Below are 14,946 nucleotides of genomic sequence, written 5' to 3'. Positions count from 1 at the left end.
ATGGGTGCATGCGCGGAATAATACTCGCCGGCGGTACCGGCTCGAGGCTCCACCCCATCACCTTGGGCGTCAGTAAGCAGTTGGTCCCGGTCTACGACAAGCCCATGATCTACTACCCGCTCTCCACCTTGATCCTCGCGGGCATCCGGGACATCCTCATTATCACCACCCCCCACGACGCCGAGCAGTTCGAGCGGCTCCTGGGGGACGGGTCCCGGTTTGGTGTCTCCATCACCTACAAGCAGCAGCCGTCTCCCGACGGCCTAGCTCAGGCGTTTGTGCTCGGTGCCGAGCACATTGGTGATGACAGCGTGGCCCTTGTCCTGGGCGACAACATCTTCTACGGGCACGGCATGGGCACGCAGCTGCGGCGCTTCGAAAACATTGACGGTGGTGCAGTGTTCGGTTACTGGGTGGCCGATCCGAAGGCCTACGGCGTTGTGGAGTTCGACGAGAACGGCAAGGCGGTCTCGCTGGAAGAGAAGCCTGCGGAACCCAAGAGCCACTATGCGGTGCCCGGGCTCTATTTCTACGATAACGACGTCGTGGATATTGCAAAGAACCTTAAGCCGTCCGCCCGGGGAGAGCTTGAAATCACTGACGTCAACCGCACTTACCTGGAGCGCGGCAAGCTGCAGGTCGAGATTCTTCCGCGGGGGACCGCATGGCTGGACACGGGAACTTTCAATGACCTGAACGACGCCTCGAACTTTGTCCGGACCACTGAGAACCGGCAGGGGCTCAAGATCGGGGCACCCGAGGAAATTGCCTGGCGTCTGGGATTCCTCACGGATGACGAACTGCGTGAGCGGGCGGAGCCTCTCGTCAAGAGCGGTTACGGCTCCTACCTCATAGAGCTGCTGGAACACGGCCGCTGATCCACAAACAAAACAGCAGGGGCGGGACCGCGAAAGCGGTCCCGCCCCTGCTGTTTGCGGGCCGGGTCAGTTGAGGCGGGTTTTCGCCCCGCCCGTGGAGGTCCAGCTGACAGTGCCTCCCTGGAAGGTCTGGCTGCAGGAAAGCTTGTCGGCGGTACAGGTCTGGCCGTTAGTAGGGAATGCCAGCGCACCGTTTTCGAAGCCCTGCGCCGCCCAGCTCTGCTGGATGGGTCCCGGTATCATCACCTGGGCGCCGCTCGCGGCGGACCACATGATGGTCCCCTTCTCGAAGTTCTGGAAGCAGCCGCCGTTCCGCAGGCCACAGATGGCGCCGCTGGTGGGGTAGCCCAGCGATCCGCCCTCAAAGCCTGTGGTGGCCCACTTGTCGCGGATAGGTGCCGATGACATGGTCTGGGCTCCGGTGGCAGGTGAGTACATCACGGTTCCGTTGACGAAGTTCTGGAAGCAGCCGCCGTTCCGCAGACCGCACACCTGTTCGCTCGTTGGGTAGCCAAGGATTCCGTTCTCAAAACCGGAAGCTATCCAGGCGTCCCGGACCGGGCCGAACGACATGGCGTGCGCCGCGCTGGCATTGGACCACATCACTGTCCCGCCCAGGTAGTTCTGGAAGCACCCCGCACCGACCAGCCCGCAAATAACATTCGAGGCGGGGTAGCCAAGGGCGCCGTTTTCGAACCCCTGCTTCTGCCAGAAGTCACGGATGGGTCCGAGCAGGCTGGGCTGCGCGCCTGCTGCGGGGGAGTACATGAGGGCACCCTTGGCGAACATCTGGAAGCATCCGCCGTCCTTGAGGCCGCAGATCTGTGCTGAGGAGGGGTAACCGAGGGCCCCTCCTGAGGCGCCGAGGTTCTTCCACGCCTGGGCCATGGGTCCGGCCGGGACGGTCTGGATCGGTGTGGCCGCGGAGTAGGCGACCGTGCCCTTTTCAAAGGACTGCCAGCATTCGCTCTGAACGGCGCCGCAACTGGCCGGACCCGTCGGGTAGCCCAGCTGGCCGTTTTCGAAGCCCGATTGCGCCCAGTAGTTAAGGATGCGGCCCGTCATCGAGTACGCCCCGGACGTGGGGGAGAACAGGATGCTTCCACCCTGGAACAGCTGGTAGCAGCCGCCGCCACGCAGTCCGCACACTTCCTTGGCCAAGGGGAATCCGATCGGTTCGCCCTTTGCGCGCGCTGCCTTCCAGGTGTCACCGATGCCCATGTAGATGGGCCAGGCTCCAGCTGTGGAGGTCCATCCAATAACTCCGCCGGTGAACAGCTGGGTGCAGTCGGAAGCTGTGCAGGTCGCATCCGTGCTGGGGAAGCCAAGGAGGCCGTTCTCAAACCCGTCTTTTGCCCAGGCATCAAGAATCGGTCCTGATTTGACCAGGTGGGCGCCGCTGGAAGGACTCCACAGCCCCGATCCTGCCTGGAACAGTTGGAAGCATCCGCCCGACCGCAGCCCGCATGTCGCATTGCTCGTCGGGTAGCCCCATGGCCCGTTTTCGTAGCCCTGCGCCGCCCAGGCATCCCGGATCGCGCCAAATGGAACGAAAGCGGCACCTGTGGCAGGGGAAGACATGATGCTGCCGCCCTGGAAGTTCTGGAAACAGCCGTTGTTCTTCAGTCCGCAGATCAAGTCACTGGTCGGATAGCCGGCCGGACTGCGCTCAGCGCCTAGGGCCTGCCACGCGCCGGTGACCGGTCCGGCCGAAACAGCGAAAGCCCCGGAGGCTGAGGACCACATGACGGTCCCGCCCTGGAACCCTTGGTAGCAACCGCCACTGGTTAAACCGCAGGTGATAGCGGTGGTTTGGCTGCCGAGGGAGGGGTGGCTCCCTGCATACGCTGCAATTTGCTGAGTGGCCTGCGACGGGACCTGGATAGTGGGAGCGCTGCTTCCCGCGAACCGCTGGAGTGCTGCGAAGTCGCCGTTCCATACATTTGAGTCGCCGGCAAAGGGACCGGTGCTGCTGTACTGCCAGATGCTGTAGGTGCTCCAGCTTGCCGGCAGCATTCCGGGCGATGACGCCGGTGTCATCGGATAGGCAGCGACCCATAACGGGTAGTCCCCGAATGCGGCGGAGTTGTTGGTGCAGGTTGCCCACCAATCGGTGGTTGAGTAGATCACCGGCAGCCGGCCCGTCAACGCCCGCATGGTGGAGCCGAAGTCCGCAATCCATGCCGTCATTTGGGCGGGCGTCATGTCATAGCAGATGTTGCCGTCGTAAGGGTTGTATTCAATGTCAAGGACCGGGGGCAGTGTGTAGCCGTCCGCGCTCCAGCCCCCTCCGTTGTTGACGAAGAAGCGCGCCTGGTCAGCGCCGGATGTCGATGACGGGTGGGCGAAGTGGTAGGCACCGCGAATCATGCCCACGTTCCGTGCACCCTGGTATTGGGAGTTGAATAATTCGTTCGTGTAGTAGGTGCCTTCGGACGCCTTTACGTAGGCAAACCGCGCGCCCTTGTTCCACTCGCCTTGCCAGTCCACGCTTGGCTGCCACTTGCTGACGTCCAGTCCAAGGACGCCAAATGTTGGGTTCCAAGTGCCTTCCGTGGACAAAGACTGCGTCGACAAGCCTGAGCCTGCCGCGATTGCCGTATCACGTGCCACCCGCGAGGAACGCTGTCCCATTTGGGCCCCACCGGCAGCGAGCAGCTCCTGCCTGGACAACTTCTTCGTGGTGGAGGGCGCTGCCGGGTTAGTGCCGGTGGGAGACGGCGCAGGGGCGGGAGCTGCAGGTGAAGCGGTCGGGACGGCCGGAGGGGTTGTAGAGGGTGCACCCTGCAAAGCCGGTGCCGGCGAAGGCGCGGTCTGGGATTGCGCCGCGGTGGACGTCGGTGACGGAGCGGGCGTCGGGCTGGAATCAACGGCGAAGGCGACTCCGCTCAGGCCCGGTCCTGTTAAAAGGGAGCAGGCAAGTAGTACGAGCCCAAAAGACTTCAGGACTGGGCGACGGGACTGAGACAGGTTCCGCTTCATGTGTGCTCCGGAGACAATGAGGCGCTCCCCCAAGCGCCTCTTTGGATACTGCTCAGGTGATTTCCCCCAGGAAGGCACCTGATAGTGCTATTTCGATAAATAACGCGCTCACCATAGCACCGGTGTTACCAGCGAAACCAGTGATTCTGGTGTTACTTATGTGAATCCTGTAGTCATCCAGATCCAATCCTGAGGCCTACTGGAGACAATCTTGAGGTTCCTCGGTTATCCACACAGCCGGAGGATGACTTGTTGCCGCCGGGCAAGCTCCCTAGGCTGTAGCCCAGTCGCACTGCCTCCGCCGGGGGCGGCAGTTGTATGGGGGAACATATGGACGCGCTGGGAATTGTCGAGGACGAAGTCCGCGAGCTCATCCGCCGCCGCGGACTGGACCCGCTCAGGCAGGCAGGCGAGGTCCGGCAACTGGTCGAAGCAGCCGTCACGGACTATGACGAACGGGCTTTGATGGGGCCACTGCCGCCCCTCGGCCCGCTTGATGCGGCCCGCCGGTTCCTCTTCGACGCCGTCGCCGGTTTCGGTGTACTCCAACCACTCCTCGATGACCCGTCCATCGAGGAAATCTGGCTCAATGCACCCAACGAAATCTACGTGGCGCGCAATGGCGAGTCTGAACTGACGTCGCTGAGCCTCACGGAACAGCAGGTGCGCGATCTCGTGGAGCGCATGCTCAAAAGCTCCGGCCGAAGACTGGATATGTCATCGCCCTTCGTCGATGCCGCACTGCCGGACGGCTCAAGGCTGCACGTGGTTATTCCAGATGTCACCCGCCGTCACTGGGCAGTGAACATTCGCAAGTTTGTGGTGAAGGCCAGCCGCTTGGAACATCTGGTGGAGTTGGGCACGCTGACGCCGCAGGCAGCACGCTTTCTCGGCGCGGCGGTGTCCAGCGGCCTCAACATCCTCGTGTCCGGAGCAACCCAGGCAGGTAAAACCACCATGCTGAACTGCCTGGCCGCGAGCATCGGCAGCCGGGAACGTGTCATCACCGTCGAGGAAATTTTCGAACTGCAATTTCCCCTCCGGGACGTGGTGGGCCTGCAGTGCCGTCAACCGAATCTCGAAGGCGAGGGTGAAATTCCACTCCGGCGCCTGGTGAAGGAAGCGCTGAGGATGCGTCCGGACAGGCTGGTGGTGGGGGAGGTGCGCGAAGCCGAGAGCCTGGACATGCTCATTGCCCTGAACTCGGGCCTGCCGGGAATGTGTACTGTCCACGCGAACTCGGCACATGATGCAGTCACCAAGATATGCACGCTCCCGCTATTGGCGGGCGAGAACATTTCCAGTGCTTTCGTTGTTCCCACTGTCGCATCCTGCATCGATCTCGTCGTGCACTGCAGCAGGCATCCTGATGGACGGCGGCAAGTCACGCAGATCCTGTCGCTGGGCCGCCGCGTGGAGAACGGCATCATCGAATCATCCCTGGTCTTTGGCCTGGAGAACGGCGCCCTGCATCCCCGCGCCAACGCCATGCCTTCGGCGGAGAAATTCTCGAGGGCCGGGTACGACGTCGCCGCTTTGCTGGATCCGCGATGACGGCCACTCTGGTGGGAGCGGTCGCCGGGGTTGGCCTCTTCCTCATTTGGTGGTCGTGCTGGGAAACGCCGAGCCGCGGTCAGCGCGAGCGTAAGCCAGGCCGCCTGGGCGACCTGCTCGCGGCCGCCGGGGTCGACAAAGTCTCGGCGCGCGGCCTGGTGGGGACGTGCCTTGGGCTGGGGATCTTTGTGGCACTGCTCTTTTACGCGCTTAGCCGCTCCTGGCCTATCGCCGGCTGCTTCGGGCTCTTCGGCGCGTGGCTGCCGATCACCATCCTCCGCTGGCGGGCCAGGAAACGGACGGCAATGCTGCGCCAGCTCTGGCCCGACGTCGTCGATCACCTGCGGTCTGCAATCCGGGCAGGCCTGCCCCTGCCTGAAGCCCTTATCCAGCTCGGGGACAAGGGGCCCGAGGAACTGCGGCCCCTCTTTCGCGAGTTCGGTGCCGACTACCGCGCCGGTGGCCAGTTCGATGGCTCTCTGAACAAGCTGAAACACCGGCTGGCCGACCCCGTTGCCGACCGCATCATCGAAGCACTCCGGTTGACGCGCGAAGTAGGCGGCTCCGATCTGGGGAAGCTTCTGGGCACACTGGCTGAATTCCTTCGGGAAAACGCGCGGACCCGCAGCGAGCTCGAGGCGAGGCAGTCCTGGACCATCAATGCCGCCCGGCTCGCCGTTGCTGCGCCGTGGATCGTGATGATCCTCCTCGCGACAAGGCCCGAGGCAATCCAGGCATACAACACGCCCATGGGTGCCGCAGTACTGCTCGGGGGCTTGGTGGTCTCTTTGGTCTGCTACACGATCATGTTGAAGATCGGGGCGCTGCCGCAGGACGAAAGGGTGCTCCGATGATTCTCTCTTCTCCTGCAGCGGTGGCGTGTGGAATCGGCCTCGGCCTGGGGTTGTGGCTCGTGATTTTCCGGTCCCCTCCGATGCGCCCCCTGACACTGTCGGAGCGGATTGAGCCCCAGCTGAAGTCGCAGAACCTGGAGTCGCGACTCCTTCGCGCAGGCGAGCAGAACCTCACGCCATTCGGCCCCCTTGAACGGATCCTCCGTCCCGTCTTCCGCGACTGGCTGTCCGCACTGGGAAGACTCAACCCCTCGCCAGGGGCCACCTCGCGGCGGCTTGCCCAGGCTGGAATCAACAAGTCACCCATCGACTTCCGAGCCGAGCAGTTGCTGTGGGCCGCGGCCGGTTTCGTTTTTTCGCTCACCGTCATCCTCATTGGTGCCGCAGCGGGCAGGTTCAGCCCTTTCCTCGCGGCCGGGGTGATCATTGGCAGTGCTGCAGCGGGCTTTGTGCTGCGCGATTACTGGCTCGGCGTCCAGGTCCGGCGACGGGAAACCCGGATGATGGCAGAGTTCCCCAGCCTTGCCGAACTAATGGCCCTGGCGGTCGGCGCAGGGGAGAGCGCGACAGGCGCCCTGGACCGCGTCTGCAGAAGTGCGAAAGGCGAACTGTCCAAGGAATTCTCGAAGATCCTCGCGGAGACAAGGGCAGGCAAGCCCCTGGTCCTGGCCTTGCAGGAGTTCTCCGCGCGAACCGACCTTGCACCGCTGGTCAGGTTCGTCGACGGCATCATCGTGGCGGTGGAACGGGGGACACCCCTCGCAGACGTGCTCCGCGCCCAGGCGCAGGACGTACGCGATTCAGCGAAGCGCGACCTCATGGAAGCCGCAGGGAAAAAGGAGATCGCGATGATGGTGCCGCTGGTGTTCGGAGTGCTTCCCCTGACCGTGGTCTTCGCGGTGTTCCCTGGTCTCGCGGCCATCAACCTGGGCTTCTGACGATGAGTACAACCCGAAGCCCGCACTTCAGCAACACCTGCAAGTCCCCTCAACGAAACAGGAATAGGACGCAAAGATGAAAACCATGGGAATCCGCTGGGCGACGCTGCTTCTTTCCCTGGCGGCCTTGCTGCAGCTCCAGATGATCCGGGCTGTTCGCCTGCACCCGCGTCAGGCCGCACAGTACGACGCCGGTTCCGACCACCGCCGGGAGGCGCCGGCAGCCGAAAGCGATCATCCCGAGCGCGGCGACGTACCGGGCTGGGTGATGATTACGTTGATGTCAGCGGTCCTGGTGGCGGCCCTGCTGGCGCTCGCAGGCCCTGCACTTGAGGCCATGTTCAACCAGGCAATGGACAAGGTGGGGAACTGAACCATGAGGAGGGCTGCTCCCCGCACGGCTGAGCAGCCGGCGCTGTCCCGGGCAGGCGAGCGGGGATCGGCCGTGGTGGACTTCGTCCTGGTCGGCGGGCTGCTGACGATGTTCTTCCTGGCGATAGTCCAGTTAACGCTGGTCCTCCACGTCAGGAACACCCTCATCGATGCTGCCGCCTCCGGGGCGCGGTACGGAACCCTCGCTGACCGCAATGCCTCCGACGCCGAAGAACGGACCCGCAGCCTCATAAGCGTGGCCCTCACCCCGGGCTTCGCGGAACACATCAGTACCCAGGAAGTGGACGTCCACGGCATGCGCTCTCTGGAAGTCACGGTCCGCTCTCCCATGCCTGTCATTGGCCTCATTGGACCCCGGGACCTGCTGGAGGTGAAGGGACATGCAGCCGTTCAGCCCTGACCCAGCCACCTGGAAAACAATGCCCGGCTGGAAAGCAAAGCCCTGCTCCCAAGGAATGCCCGGCTGCCATCCGGTGCTGGGCTCCAAGGCGCACCTGCGCTTCCGGACCCGCCTGGCAGAAGCACTCTGCCGGGAGCGGTCCGGGGACGCCGGCCCGGGGGACACATCCCAGGAGTCCGCGCCTGCCTGCCGGAAAAGCGGGAACCAGCCGCGCCTGACACATGAACAGGGAAGCGCAGTGGTCGAGTTTACGTTCCTTGCACTCCTGTTGATGGTCCCGCTTGTGTACTTCGTCATCACGGTCGGGCAGATCCAGGGAGGCTCCTTCGCCGTGGTGGGCGCCGCGGACCAGGCAGCGAAGGTCTACGTGGCCCAGCCCGATGCTGTAACCGCCCAGGCTGCAGCCGAGCAGGCGGTGGCACTTGCCCTCTCCGATTTCGGTCACCAGGCGGACCGGGCCAGCATGACCACCGCCTGCAGCCCCGCAGACTGCCAGGCGGCGGGCAGTACGGTAACAGTGACGGTGAGCCTGAGTGTGCCGCTGCCGTTCATCCCCTTTGCCGAGGGGCTGTCCGCCACAGAGGTTCAAGCGTCATCCTCCCAGCTGGTAGGGCGGTACCGATGAAGCGCAGGGAACCGGACGAGAACGGCCAGTTGATGGTCATGATCCTCGGCTATGTGGTCCTGGCGCTCCTGGTGGCGACGGTGGTCATCGGAATATCCGCCGTCTATCTGGAGCACAAGCGCCTGCTGTCCCTGGCGGACGGGGCCTCGCTTGCTGCTGCGGACAGCTACACGCTGGGGGAAGTCTCAACACAGGGCGGCAGCCCCTCGGCAGTCCTCAACCCTTCCCGCGTCCGGAACGTGGCAGCCGACTTCGTTGCCAGGAGCCCTGCCTCGCAACGTTTCTCCAGCCTTACCGTCGCGGGGGCAACGGGTACGCCGGACGGTTCCACCGCCGTCGTGGTCCTCACAGCGGCCGTCCACCCGCCTGTGGTGAATTTCCTGATACCCGACGGCATCCCCATTGAAGCGACGTCAACCGCGCGCTCGCGGTTGACCCGGTAGGACGCAGGCCGCCGAGCCGGCCGGTATTCCCCGATAGCGTAGGCTTAAACCACCATGGCCAATATTGATTTTTCCGCTGAAATCCGCGCGCTCCGCGCCACCTACGAGTCCATCGAACGCGTCACCGACGTGGAGGCGCTCAAGGAAGACATCGCCGAACTCAGCGAGCGGGCGGGGGAGCCGAACCTTTGGGACGATCCCGCGGCCGCGCAGAAAGTCACTTCCAGGCTGTCCCACCGCCAGTCTGAACTGGAGCGCCTCACTAACCTGGAGTCCCGGATCGACGACCTCGAGGTCCTGGTGGAACTCGGGCAGGACGAGGACGACGCCGACTCGATGGGGGAGGCCGCTGCCGAACTCGAGTCCATCAAGAAGGCCCTCAAGGACCTGGAAGTGGTCACCCTGCTGTCCGGCGAATACGACGAACGCGAAGCTGTGGTCTCCATCAGGGCCGGTGCGGGCGGCGTGGACGCGGCGGACTTCGCCGAAATGCTCATGCGCATGTACCTCCGCTGGGCTGAGCGGCACGGGTACCCCACCACGGTCATGGATACCTCCTACGCGGAGGAAGCCGGACTGAAGTCAGCCACTTTTGAGGTGAAGGCGCCGTATGCGTACGGCACGCTCAGCGTGGAAGCCGGCACCCACCGCCTTGTCAGGATCAGCCCGTTCGACAACCAGGGACGCCGCCAGACGTCGTTCGCAGCCGTTGAAGTCATTCCGCTGATCGAGCAGACAGACTCGATCGAAATCCCGGACAACGAAATCAGGGTGGACGTATTCCGTTCCTCCGGCCCGGGCGGCCAATCGGTCAACACCACCGACTCCGCCGTCCGCCTCACCCACATCCCCACCGGCACCGTGGTCTCCATGCAGAACGAGAAATCGCAGCTGCAGAACCGCGCAGCTGCCATGCGCGTTCTGCAGTCCCGGCTCCTGCTGCTGAAGAAGGAACAGGAGGACGCGGAAAAGAAGGCGCTGGCCGGCGACGTCAAGGCCTCCTGGGGCGACCAGATGCGCTCCTATGTCCTGAACCCGTACCAAATGGTGAAGGACCTGCGCACCGAACACGAGGTGGGCAATACGTCCGCGGTGTTCGACGGCGAGATTGACGATTTCATCGACGCGGGCATCCGCTGGCGTACTGACAACCGCAACGCTGAAAAGTAGGCGGTCCTCCCGGCTGCCCGCCGGCTGATCCGGCGACACGCCACCGAAAGCCCGCCCAACCGCCGGCCATCCTGCGTATAGTCGAGGGGCCGGGGCCCTACTTTCCCCAAACGAAAACCCGTGCACCGGCTGCAGAACTGGGCTGCATCAGACGGATCAGCCATGCCCTGCAGGGTACTTAGGGCCATGATCCGATTCGAAAATGTCACCAAGGTTTACGACCAGAAAGCCCGACCGGCGCTGGATTCCGTCAATCTTGAGATCGACCGCGGCGAATTCGCCTTCCTCGTGGGTGCTTCCGGTTCCGGGAAGTCCACCTTCCTCCGGCTGGTGTTGAAGGAAGACCGCGCCACCTCCGGTGCCGTGTACGTCGCCGGCCAGAATGTCGCCAAGATTTCCAGCTGGCGTGTTCCCCGCCTCCGGCGCGGCATCGGCGTCGTCTTCCAGGACTTCCGGCTGCTGCCGCAGAAGAACGTGTTCGCCAATGTGGCGTTCGCCATGCAGGTCATCGGCAAGAGCCGCAGCGTGATCCGCGACACCGTCCCCGAGGTCCTCAAAACAGTAGGGCTCGAAGGCAAGGAACACCGCATGCCGCACGAGCTGTCCGGCGGCGAGCAGCAGCGCGTTGCCATCGCGCGCGCCGTGGTCAACCGGCCCGGAATCCTCCTCGCGGACGAACCGACGGGAAACCTTGACCCCACCACCTCCATGGGAATCATGGGCGTGCTGGACAAGATCAACCAGAACGGAACCACGGTGGTGATGGCCACCCACGACGACGACATCGTCAACGAGATGCGCAAGCGGGTGGTGGAACTCAAGAACGGCGTGGTGATCCGCGACGAAGCCAGGGCCTTGTACACCTCGATGATCCCCGTCGTCGGGCAGTCCCGGCGCCTGAAGGACGCCAGCGGCCGGGAAGCGCCCGACGCCGGCCTTCCGGGCAACGGTGCCGAAGGCGAGGCCCAGCGGTGAGGCTCGCATTCATTCTTTCCGAGATTGGCAGCGGCCTGCGCCGCAACCTTTCCATGGTGGTCTCAGTCATCCTGGTCACGTTCGTGTCCCTCACATTCGTGGGCGCGGCCGGCATGCTGCAGATGCAGATCAACCAGATGAAGGGCTATTGGTACGACAAGGTCCAGGTGGCGATCTTCCTTTGCAGCGAAGGTTCGACGGCGCCGGGTTGCGCCTCGGGGCCCGTTACCCCTGAGCAGCAACAGGGCTTGAACGCGCTCCTGGAGTCACCGGCCGTGGCGCAGTACATCAATGACTTCCAGTTCGAGTCCAAGGATGAGGCCTACAAGCACTTCAAGGACCAGTTCTCCAACTCGCCCATCGTTGATTCCGTGACGCCGGACCAGTTGCCGGCATCGTTCCGGATCAATATGAAGGACCCGGAGAAGTACCAGATCATCAGCGAGACCTTCTCCTCCCAGCCTGGCGTGGAAACGGTGATTGACCAGCGCCAGCTGCTCGAGCGTCTCTTCTCGGTGATGAACGGGGCTTCCCTGGTGGCAGTGGGCATCGCAGGTGTGATGATCGTCTGCGCGATCCTGCTGATCGCCACCACCATCAGGCTCTCTGCATTCAGCAGGCGCAGGGAAACCGGAATCATGAGGCTTGTCGGTGCATCCAAGACCGTCATCCAGTTGCCGTTCATCCTCGAGGGCGTCATAGCGGCGGTCATCGGTGCAGCCCTGGCCTCGGGCACCCTGTGGGCAGTGGCGCAGTTCTTCCTGGGCGACTACATGTCCCGCCAGTACCCTGACACGGCCTTCATCTCCTCCGGCCAGACCCTGATCCTCGCACCGGCGCTGCTGGTCCTTGGCGGATCCTTGGCAGGAATTTCGTCTCTCTTGACCTTACGCAGATATTTGCGCGTTTAGGCTGTGCACACCGACCGAGGAATGCCCATGAACGTAACTGATCAGACCTTGCACCGCCCCCGGCACAGCCGCGGGCGGACCGCTGCCCGCCGTTTGGGGATCGTCAGCGGCGTGCTCACCATCATCCTTTCCGCCGGGATGGCCGTTGCCACCCCTGTCGCTTTCGCAGACGACCTCGAAGACCGCAAGGCTGCGCTCGAAGCTGAAGCTGCCCGTGTCCAGGCGTCCCTGGAATTTGTCGATTCCCGGATTGCCAAGGCCGCCGGTGACCTGGTGATCTACCAGGGCCAGCTGCCGGGTGCCCAGCAGGCGCTGCTTGAAGCCCAGGGGCGGGTCGCCGGCGCGGTCAAGGAAGTCGAAGCCCTGTCAGCCCGCGTGGACATGGCCCAGCAGAACAAAGCCAAGATCACCCAGCAACTGGAAACAGACAAGCAAAAGATCGCGGACACGAAAAAACTGATCGGGCAGATCGCCACCCAGGCCTACAAGTCCGGCGGCGTTCCCTCCAACTTGTCGCTCTTCTTCGGTTCCAACAGCGGCAGCAGCCTGACCGAAACCATGGACCTCGCGGACCAGGCCATGCGCAGCCAAAACGCTGCCATGGACAAGCTCAGCCAGCAGAATGCCACCAACGTCAACTCCGAAGCACGGCTTCAGGCCGTCGAAGCGGAGATCAAGGACCTTAAGGCCAAAGCAGACGCCGCGCTGGAGCGGGAGAAGGCGGCCCGCGATGAGGCTGCGGCCAAGAAGGCCCAGGTTGACCAGCTGATTGCCGATACCACCCGGCTCGATGCCGAGCTCCAGGCGGCCAAGCCCGGGATCCAGGCGCAGCTGGCCGGTGTCCAGGCCAACCAGAACCAGGTGGCCAACGAAATTGCTGAACGTGACCGCAAGGCCCGCGAGGCGTGGGAAGCAGAACAGCGCCGGCAGGCTGAGGCCGCAGCTGCAGCCGCTGCCGCCGCAGCCGCGGCAGCGAACCGCCCCGCCCCGCCCGTCCAGCCGTACGTACCGCCGGCGGCCGGCTCGCCGTCGGCCTTTGGCCTCCGCCATCCCTTTGACGGCAGCATTCCCATCACCTCCGGCTTTGGATACCGCACCACTCCGCCGGGAACGATCGACTTCTACGGCACCGGCGGCTACATGCATACCGGCATCGACTTCGGTGCCGCCTGCGGCACCCCCGTGTATGCGGCGGCTGCCGGGGAGGTCTTCAGCTCCGGGTGGAACTCCGCCGATGGTGGCGGGTGGCGCGTCAAGATCGATCATGGCGTGATGCAGGGCAACACCCTGACCACCATCTACTACCACAACTCGAGCATCGTGGTTTCAAACGGGCAGCGGGTCTCGCAGGGCCAGCTGATCGCGTACTCGGGCAGCACCGGCAACTCCACCGGCTGCCACGCCCACTTCGAAACCTGGCTCAACGGCAGGGCTGTGGACCCCATGGGCCTGCTCTAGGGGACAAGCGCCGCTGCCGTAGACTTGTATAGCTCCGGGCCGAAGGCCCGGAGGCATCCGACCTGAACCCGAGGAGTTTTCCCGTGCCTAAAGAAAGTGGCCGTAAGGTGGTGGCCACCAACCGCAAGGCCCGGCACGACTATCACGTGCTGGACACTTACGAGGCCGGCATCGCACTGATGGGCACCGAGGTGAAGTCCCTGCGCGAGGGCCACGCCTCGATGGTGGACGGATTCTGCACGTTCTACAACGACGAACTGTGGATGGAAGCGATCCACATTCCCGAGTACAACCAGGGCAGCTGGACCAACCACGCTGCGCGCCGCCGCCGTAAGCTGCTGCTGCACCGCGAGGAGCTCATCAAGATTTCCCGCAAGGTCCAGGAAGCCGGTTACACCATCGTGCCGCTCCAGCTGTACTTCGTGGACGGCCGGGCCAAGGTGGAAATCGCGGTGGCCCGCGGTAAGCGTGAGTATGACAAGCGGCAGACGCTGCGGGAACAGCAGGACAACCGTGAGGCCCAGCGCGAGATGCGCGAACGCAACCGCCGCCGCTAGGAATTATTTCGGCAGGGCGTGCGTTAGTATGGATAGTCCGGCAGGCTTGCCAGCCGGTTTGGTAACAAAATACGGGGATGATCGGTTTCGACGGTGTTAGTCGCGACAGGTGAAGCGGGCCGAGGATGCAGAATTATCTCGTAAACGCTTTCTGCAAACCAATAAGTGCCGAATCTAAGCGCACTGACTTCGCTCTTGCTGCCTAAGCAGTAAGACAGTCCGTCAGCCCGGGGTTGCTATCGCCCCGGATCCTGGCGTCATTTAGATAGCCACTGCTGTTGGCTCCCGTCATCGGAGTAAACGGGACTTTTAGATGACTGGGCCCGGATCAGCCAGCTGTTTGCGGCATGGCTGGGGCCGAGAAAATCCGACGCAAACTGCGCCCGGAGAAGCCCTGACAACACGACATCGGACGGGGGTTCAATTCCCCCCATCTCCACCCCGGGCGGGCCGGACGTCCACAGGATGTCCGGCCCGCTTCGTAAAACACCCCGGGTCTTCGGACCGGGGTGTTTTTCTTTGCCAATGATCCACGTCCGGGCCAAAATGCTCTAGCGGGGTGGCCCGGCAGGCCGGTACCGTCCACTCCATGCACAACGACCCGCCGCAACCGCCCACTGAAGTACTGGACGCCGGAACATGCTGGGACCTCCTGCATGGAGTGTCCGTCGGCCATCTAGCTGTACTGTCCCGCCAGGTTGGTGACACTGGGTTGATTTGAAGCAATAAGAGGACCTCCGGGTGTTGTGTGGTGCTTGTCGAGAGCGAACACAAACCAGGAGGTCCTCGTGTCCCACCGTAACGCGTT

General features: G+C 63.6%; 14 protein-coding genes and 1 other RNA gene. 14 read left to right on the top strand and 1 reads right to left on the bottom strand.

The annotated features are described in order from the left end of the window. The first annotated feature begins 8 nt into the window (after positions 1–8). Complete coding sequence (rfbA, locus tag PUN51_RS00075) at positions 9–878, top strand: glucose-1-phosphate thymidylyltransferase RfbA (RefSeq protein WP_159631583.1); 870 nt, start codon at positions 9–11, stop codon at positions 876–878. Between the two features lie 66 nt (positions 879–944). Here the strand turns inward: rfbA and PUN51_RS00070 are convergent, their stop codons facing one another. Continuing rightward, the gene (locus PUN51_RS00070; RefSeq protein ID WP_308209012.1) at positions 945–3,455 is read right to left on the bottom strand and encodes a GH25 family lysozyme; all 2,511 of its coding nucleotides are present in this window, start codon (positions 3,453–3,455) and stop codon (positions 945–947) included. A 735-nt stretch (positions 3,456–4,190) separates the two neighbouring features. Here PUN51_RS00070 and PUN51_RS00065 point away from each other — a divergent pair. From PUN51_RS00065 to ssrA, 13 genes are all read left to right on the top strand, one after another. Next, the gene (locus PUN51_RS00065) at positions 4,191–5,414 is read left to right on the top strand and encodes a CpaF family protein (RefSeq protein WP_275179509.1); all 1,224 of its coding nucleotides are present in this window, start codon (positions 4,191–4,193) and stop codon (positions 5,412–5,414) included. Beyond that, complete coding sequence (locus tag PUN51_RS00060) at positions 5,411–6,268, top strand: type II secretion system F family protein (protein ID WP_275179508.1); 858 nt, start codon at positions 5,411–5,413, stop codon at positions 6,266–6,268. The genes PUN51_RS00065 and PUN51_RS00060 overlap by 4 nt, the downstream gene beginning before the upstream one ends. Beyond that, positions 6,265–7,206 carry a type II secretion system F family protein gene (locus PUN51_RS00055; RefSeq protein WP_224026504.1) on the top strand — a complete coding sequence of 314 codons (942 nt, stop codon included), beginning with the start codon at positions 6,265–6,267 and terminating at the stop codon, positions 7,204–7,206. The genes PUN51_RS00060 and PUN51_RS00055 overlap by 4 nt, the downstream gene beginning before the upstream one ends. Positions 7,207–7,282: 76 nt before the next feature. Then, positions 7,283–7,579 carry a hypothetical protein gene (locus tag PUN51_RS00050; RefSeq protein ID WP_159631588.1) on the top strand — a complete coding sequence of 99 codons (297 nt, stop codon included), beginning with the start codon at positions 7,283–7,285 and terminating at the stop codon, positions 7,577–7,579. 3 nt (positions 7,580–7,582) lie between these two features. Then, positions 7,583–7,999, top strand: a complete 417-nt coding sequence (locus PUN51_RS00045; RefSeq protein ID WP_275179507.1) for a TadE family protein — start codon at positions 7,583–7,585, stop codon at positions 7,997–7,999. 55 nt (positions 8,000–8,054) lie between these two features. Next, on the top strand, positions 8,055–8,624 hold the full coding sequence (locus PUN51_RS00040; RefSeq protein WP_374114913.1) for a hypothetical protein: 570 nt from the start codon (positions 8,055–8,057) through the stop codon (positions 8,622–8,624). Further along, the gene (locus PUN51_RS00035) at positions 8,621–9,067 is read left to right on the top strand and encodes a pilus assembly protein TadG-related protein (protein WP_159631591.1); all 447 of its coding nucleotides are present in this window, start codon (positions 8,621–8,623) and stop codon (positions 9,065–9,067) included. Before PUN51_RS00040 ends, PUN51_RS00035 begins: the two co-directional genes overlap by 4 nt. A gap of 54 nt (positions 9,068–9,121) precedes the next feature. Beyond that, the gene (prfB, locus tag PUN51_RS00030) at positions 9,122–10,237 is read left to right on the top strand and encodes a peptide chain release factor 2 (protein ID WP_159631592.1); all 1,116 of its coding nucleotides are present in this window, start codon (positions 9,122–9,124) and stop codon (positions 10,235–10,237) included. A 186-nt stretch (positions 10,238–10,423) separates the two neighbouring features. Then, a complete protein-coding gene (gene ftsE / locus PUN51_RS00025) occupies positions 10,424–11,212 on the top strand; it encodes a cell division ATP-binding protein FtsE (protein WP_159631593.1) in 789 nt (262 codons plus the stop codon). After that, positions 11,209–12,123, top strand: a complete 915-nt coding sequence (gene ftsX, locus PUN51_RS00020; protein WP_224026502.1) for a permease-like cell division protein FtsX — start codon at positions 11,209–11,211, stop codon at positions 12,121–12,123. The genes ftsE and ftsX overlap by 4 nt, the downstream gene beginning before the upstream one ends. Positions 12,124–12,150: 27 nt before the next feature. Beyond that, positions 12,151–13,581, top strand: coding sequence for a M23 family metallopeptidase (locus PUN51_RS00015; protein WP_159631595.1), 1,431 nt, complete (start codon positions 12,151–12,153; stop codon positions 13,579–13,581). An 83-nt stretch (positions 13,582–13,664) separates the two neighbouring features. Next, entirely contained in the window at positions 13,665–14,138 is a 474-nt protein-coding gene (smpB, locus tag PUN51_RS00010) for an SsrA-binding protein SmpB (RefSeq protein WP_043453530.1), read from the top strand. 73 nt (positions 14,139–14,211) lie between these two features. Next, positions 14,212–14,580: a transfer-messenger RNA gene (ssrA, locus tag PUN51_RS00005) on the top strand. The last annotated feature ends 366 nt before the right edge of the window (positions 14,581–14,946 follow it).

The sequence above is a fragment of the Arthrobacter sp. NQ4 genome, assembly GCF_029077345.1.
Lineage (GTDB): Bacteria > Actinomycetota > Actinomycetes > Actinomycetales > Micrococcaceae > Arthrobacter.
The sequence above is the reverse complement of the archived record's forward strand: the minus strand, read 5'-3'. Positions and strand labels throughout refer to the sequence as shown.

Excerpts from the sequence above, each read along its gene's own strand:
- PUN51_RS00055 (WP_224026504.1), top strand. The coding sequence starts at position 6,265 with ATGATTCTCTCTTCTCCTGCAGCGGTGGCGTGTGGAATCGGCCTCGGC.
- ftsE (WP_159631593.1), top strand. The coding sequence starts at position 10,424 with ATGATCCGATTCGAAAATGTCACCAAGGTTTACGACCAGAAAGCCCGA.
- PUN51_RS00050 (WP_159631588.1), top strand. The coding sequence starts at position 7,283 with ATGAAAACCATGGGAATCCGCTGGGCGACGCTGCTTCTTTCCCTGGCG.
- rfbA (WP_159631583.1), top strand. The coding sequence starts at position 9 with ATGCGCGGAATAATACTCGCCGGCGGTACCGGCTCGAGGCTCCACCCC.
- PUN51_RS00045 (WP_275179507.1), top strand. The coding sequence starts at position 7,583 with ATGAGGAGGGCTGCTCCCCGCACGGCTGAGCAGCCGGCGCTGTCCCGG.
- PUN51_RS00035 (WP_159631591.1), top strand. The coding sequence starts at position 8,621 with ATGAAGCGCAGGGAACCGGACGAGAACGGCCAGTTGATGGTCATGATC.
- PUN51_RS00015 (WP_159631595.1), top strand. The coding sequence starts at position 12,151 with ATGAACGTAACTGATCAGACCTTGCACCGCCCCCGGCACAGCCGCGGG.
- PUN51_RS00065 (WP_275179509.1), top strand. The coding sequence starts at position 4,191 with ATGGACGCGCTGGGAATTGTCGAGGACGAAGTCCGCGAGCTCATCCGC.
- PUN51_RS00060 (WP_275179508.1), top strand. The coding sequence starts at position 5,411 with ATGACGGCCACTCTGGTGGGAGCGGTCGCCGGGGTTGGCCTCTTCCTC.
- PUN51_RS00040 (WP_374114913.1), top strand. The coding sequence starts at position 8,055 with ATGCCCGGCTGCCATCCGGTGCTGGGCTCCAAGGCGCACCTGCGCTTC.
- prfB (WP_159631592.1), top strand. The coding sequence starts at position 9,122 with ATGGCCAATATTGATTTTTCCGCTGAAATCCGCGCGCTCCGCGCCACC.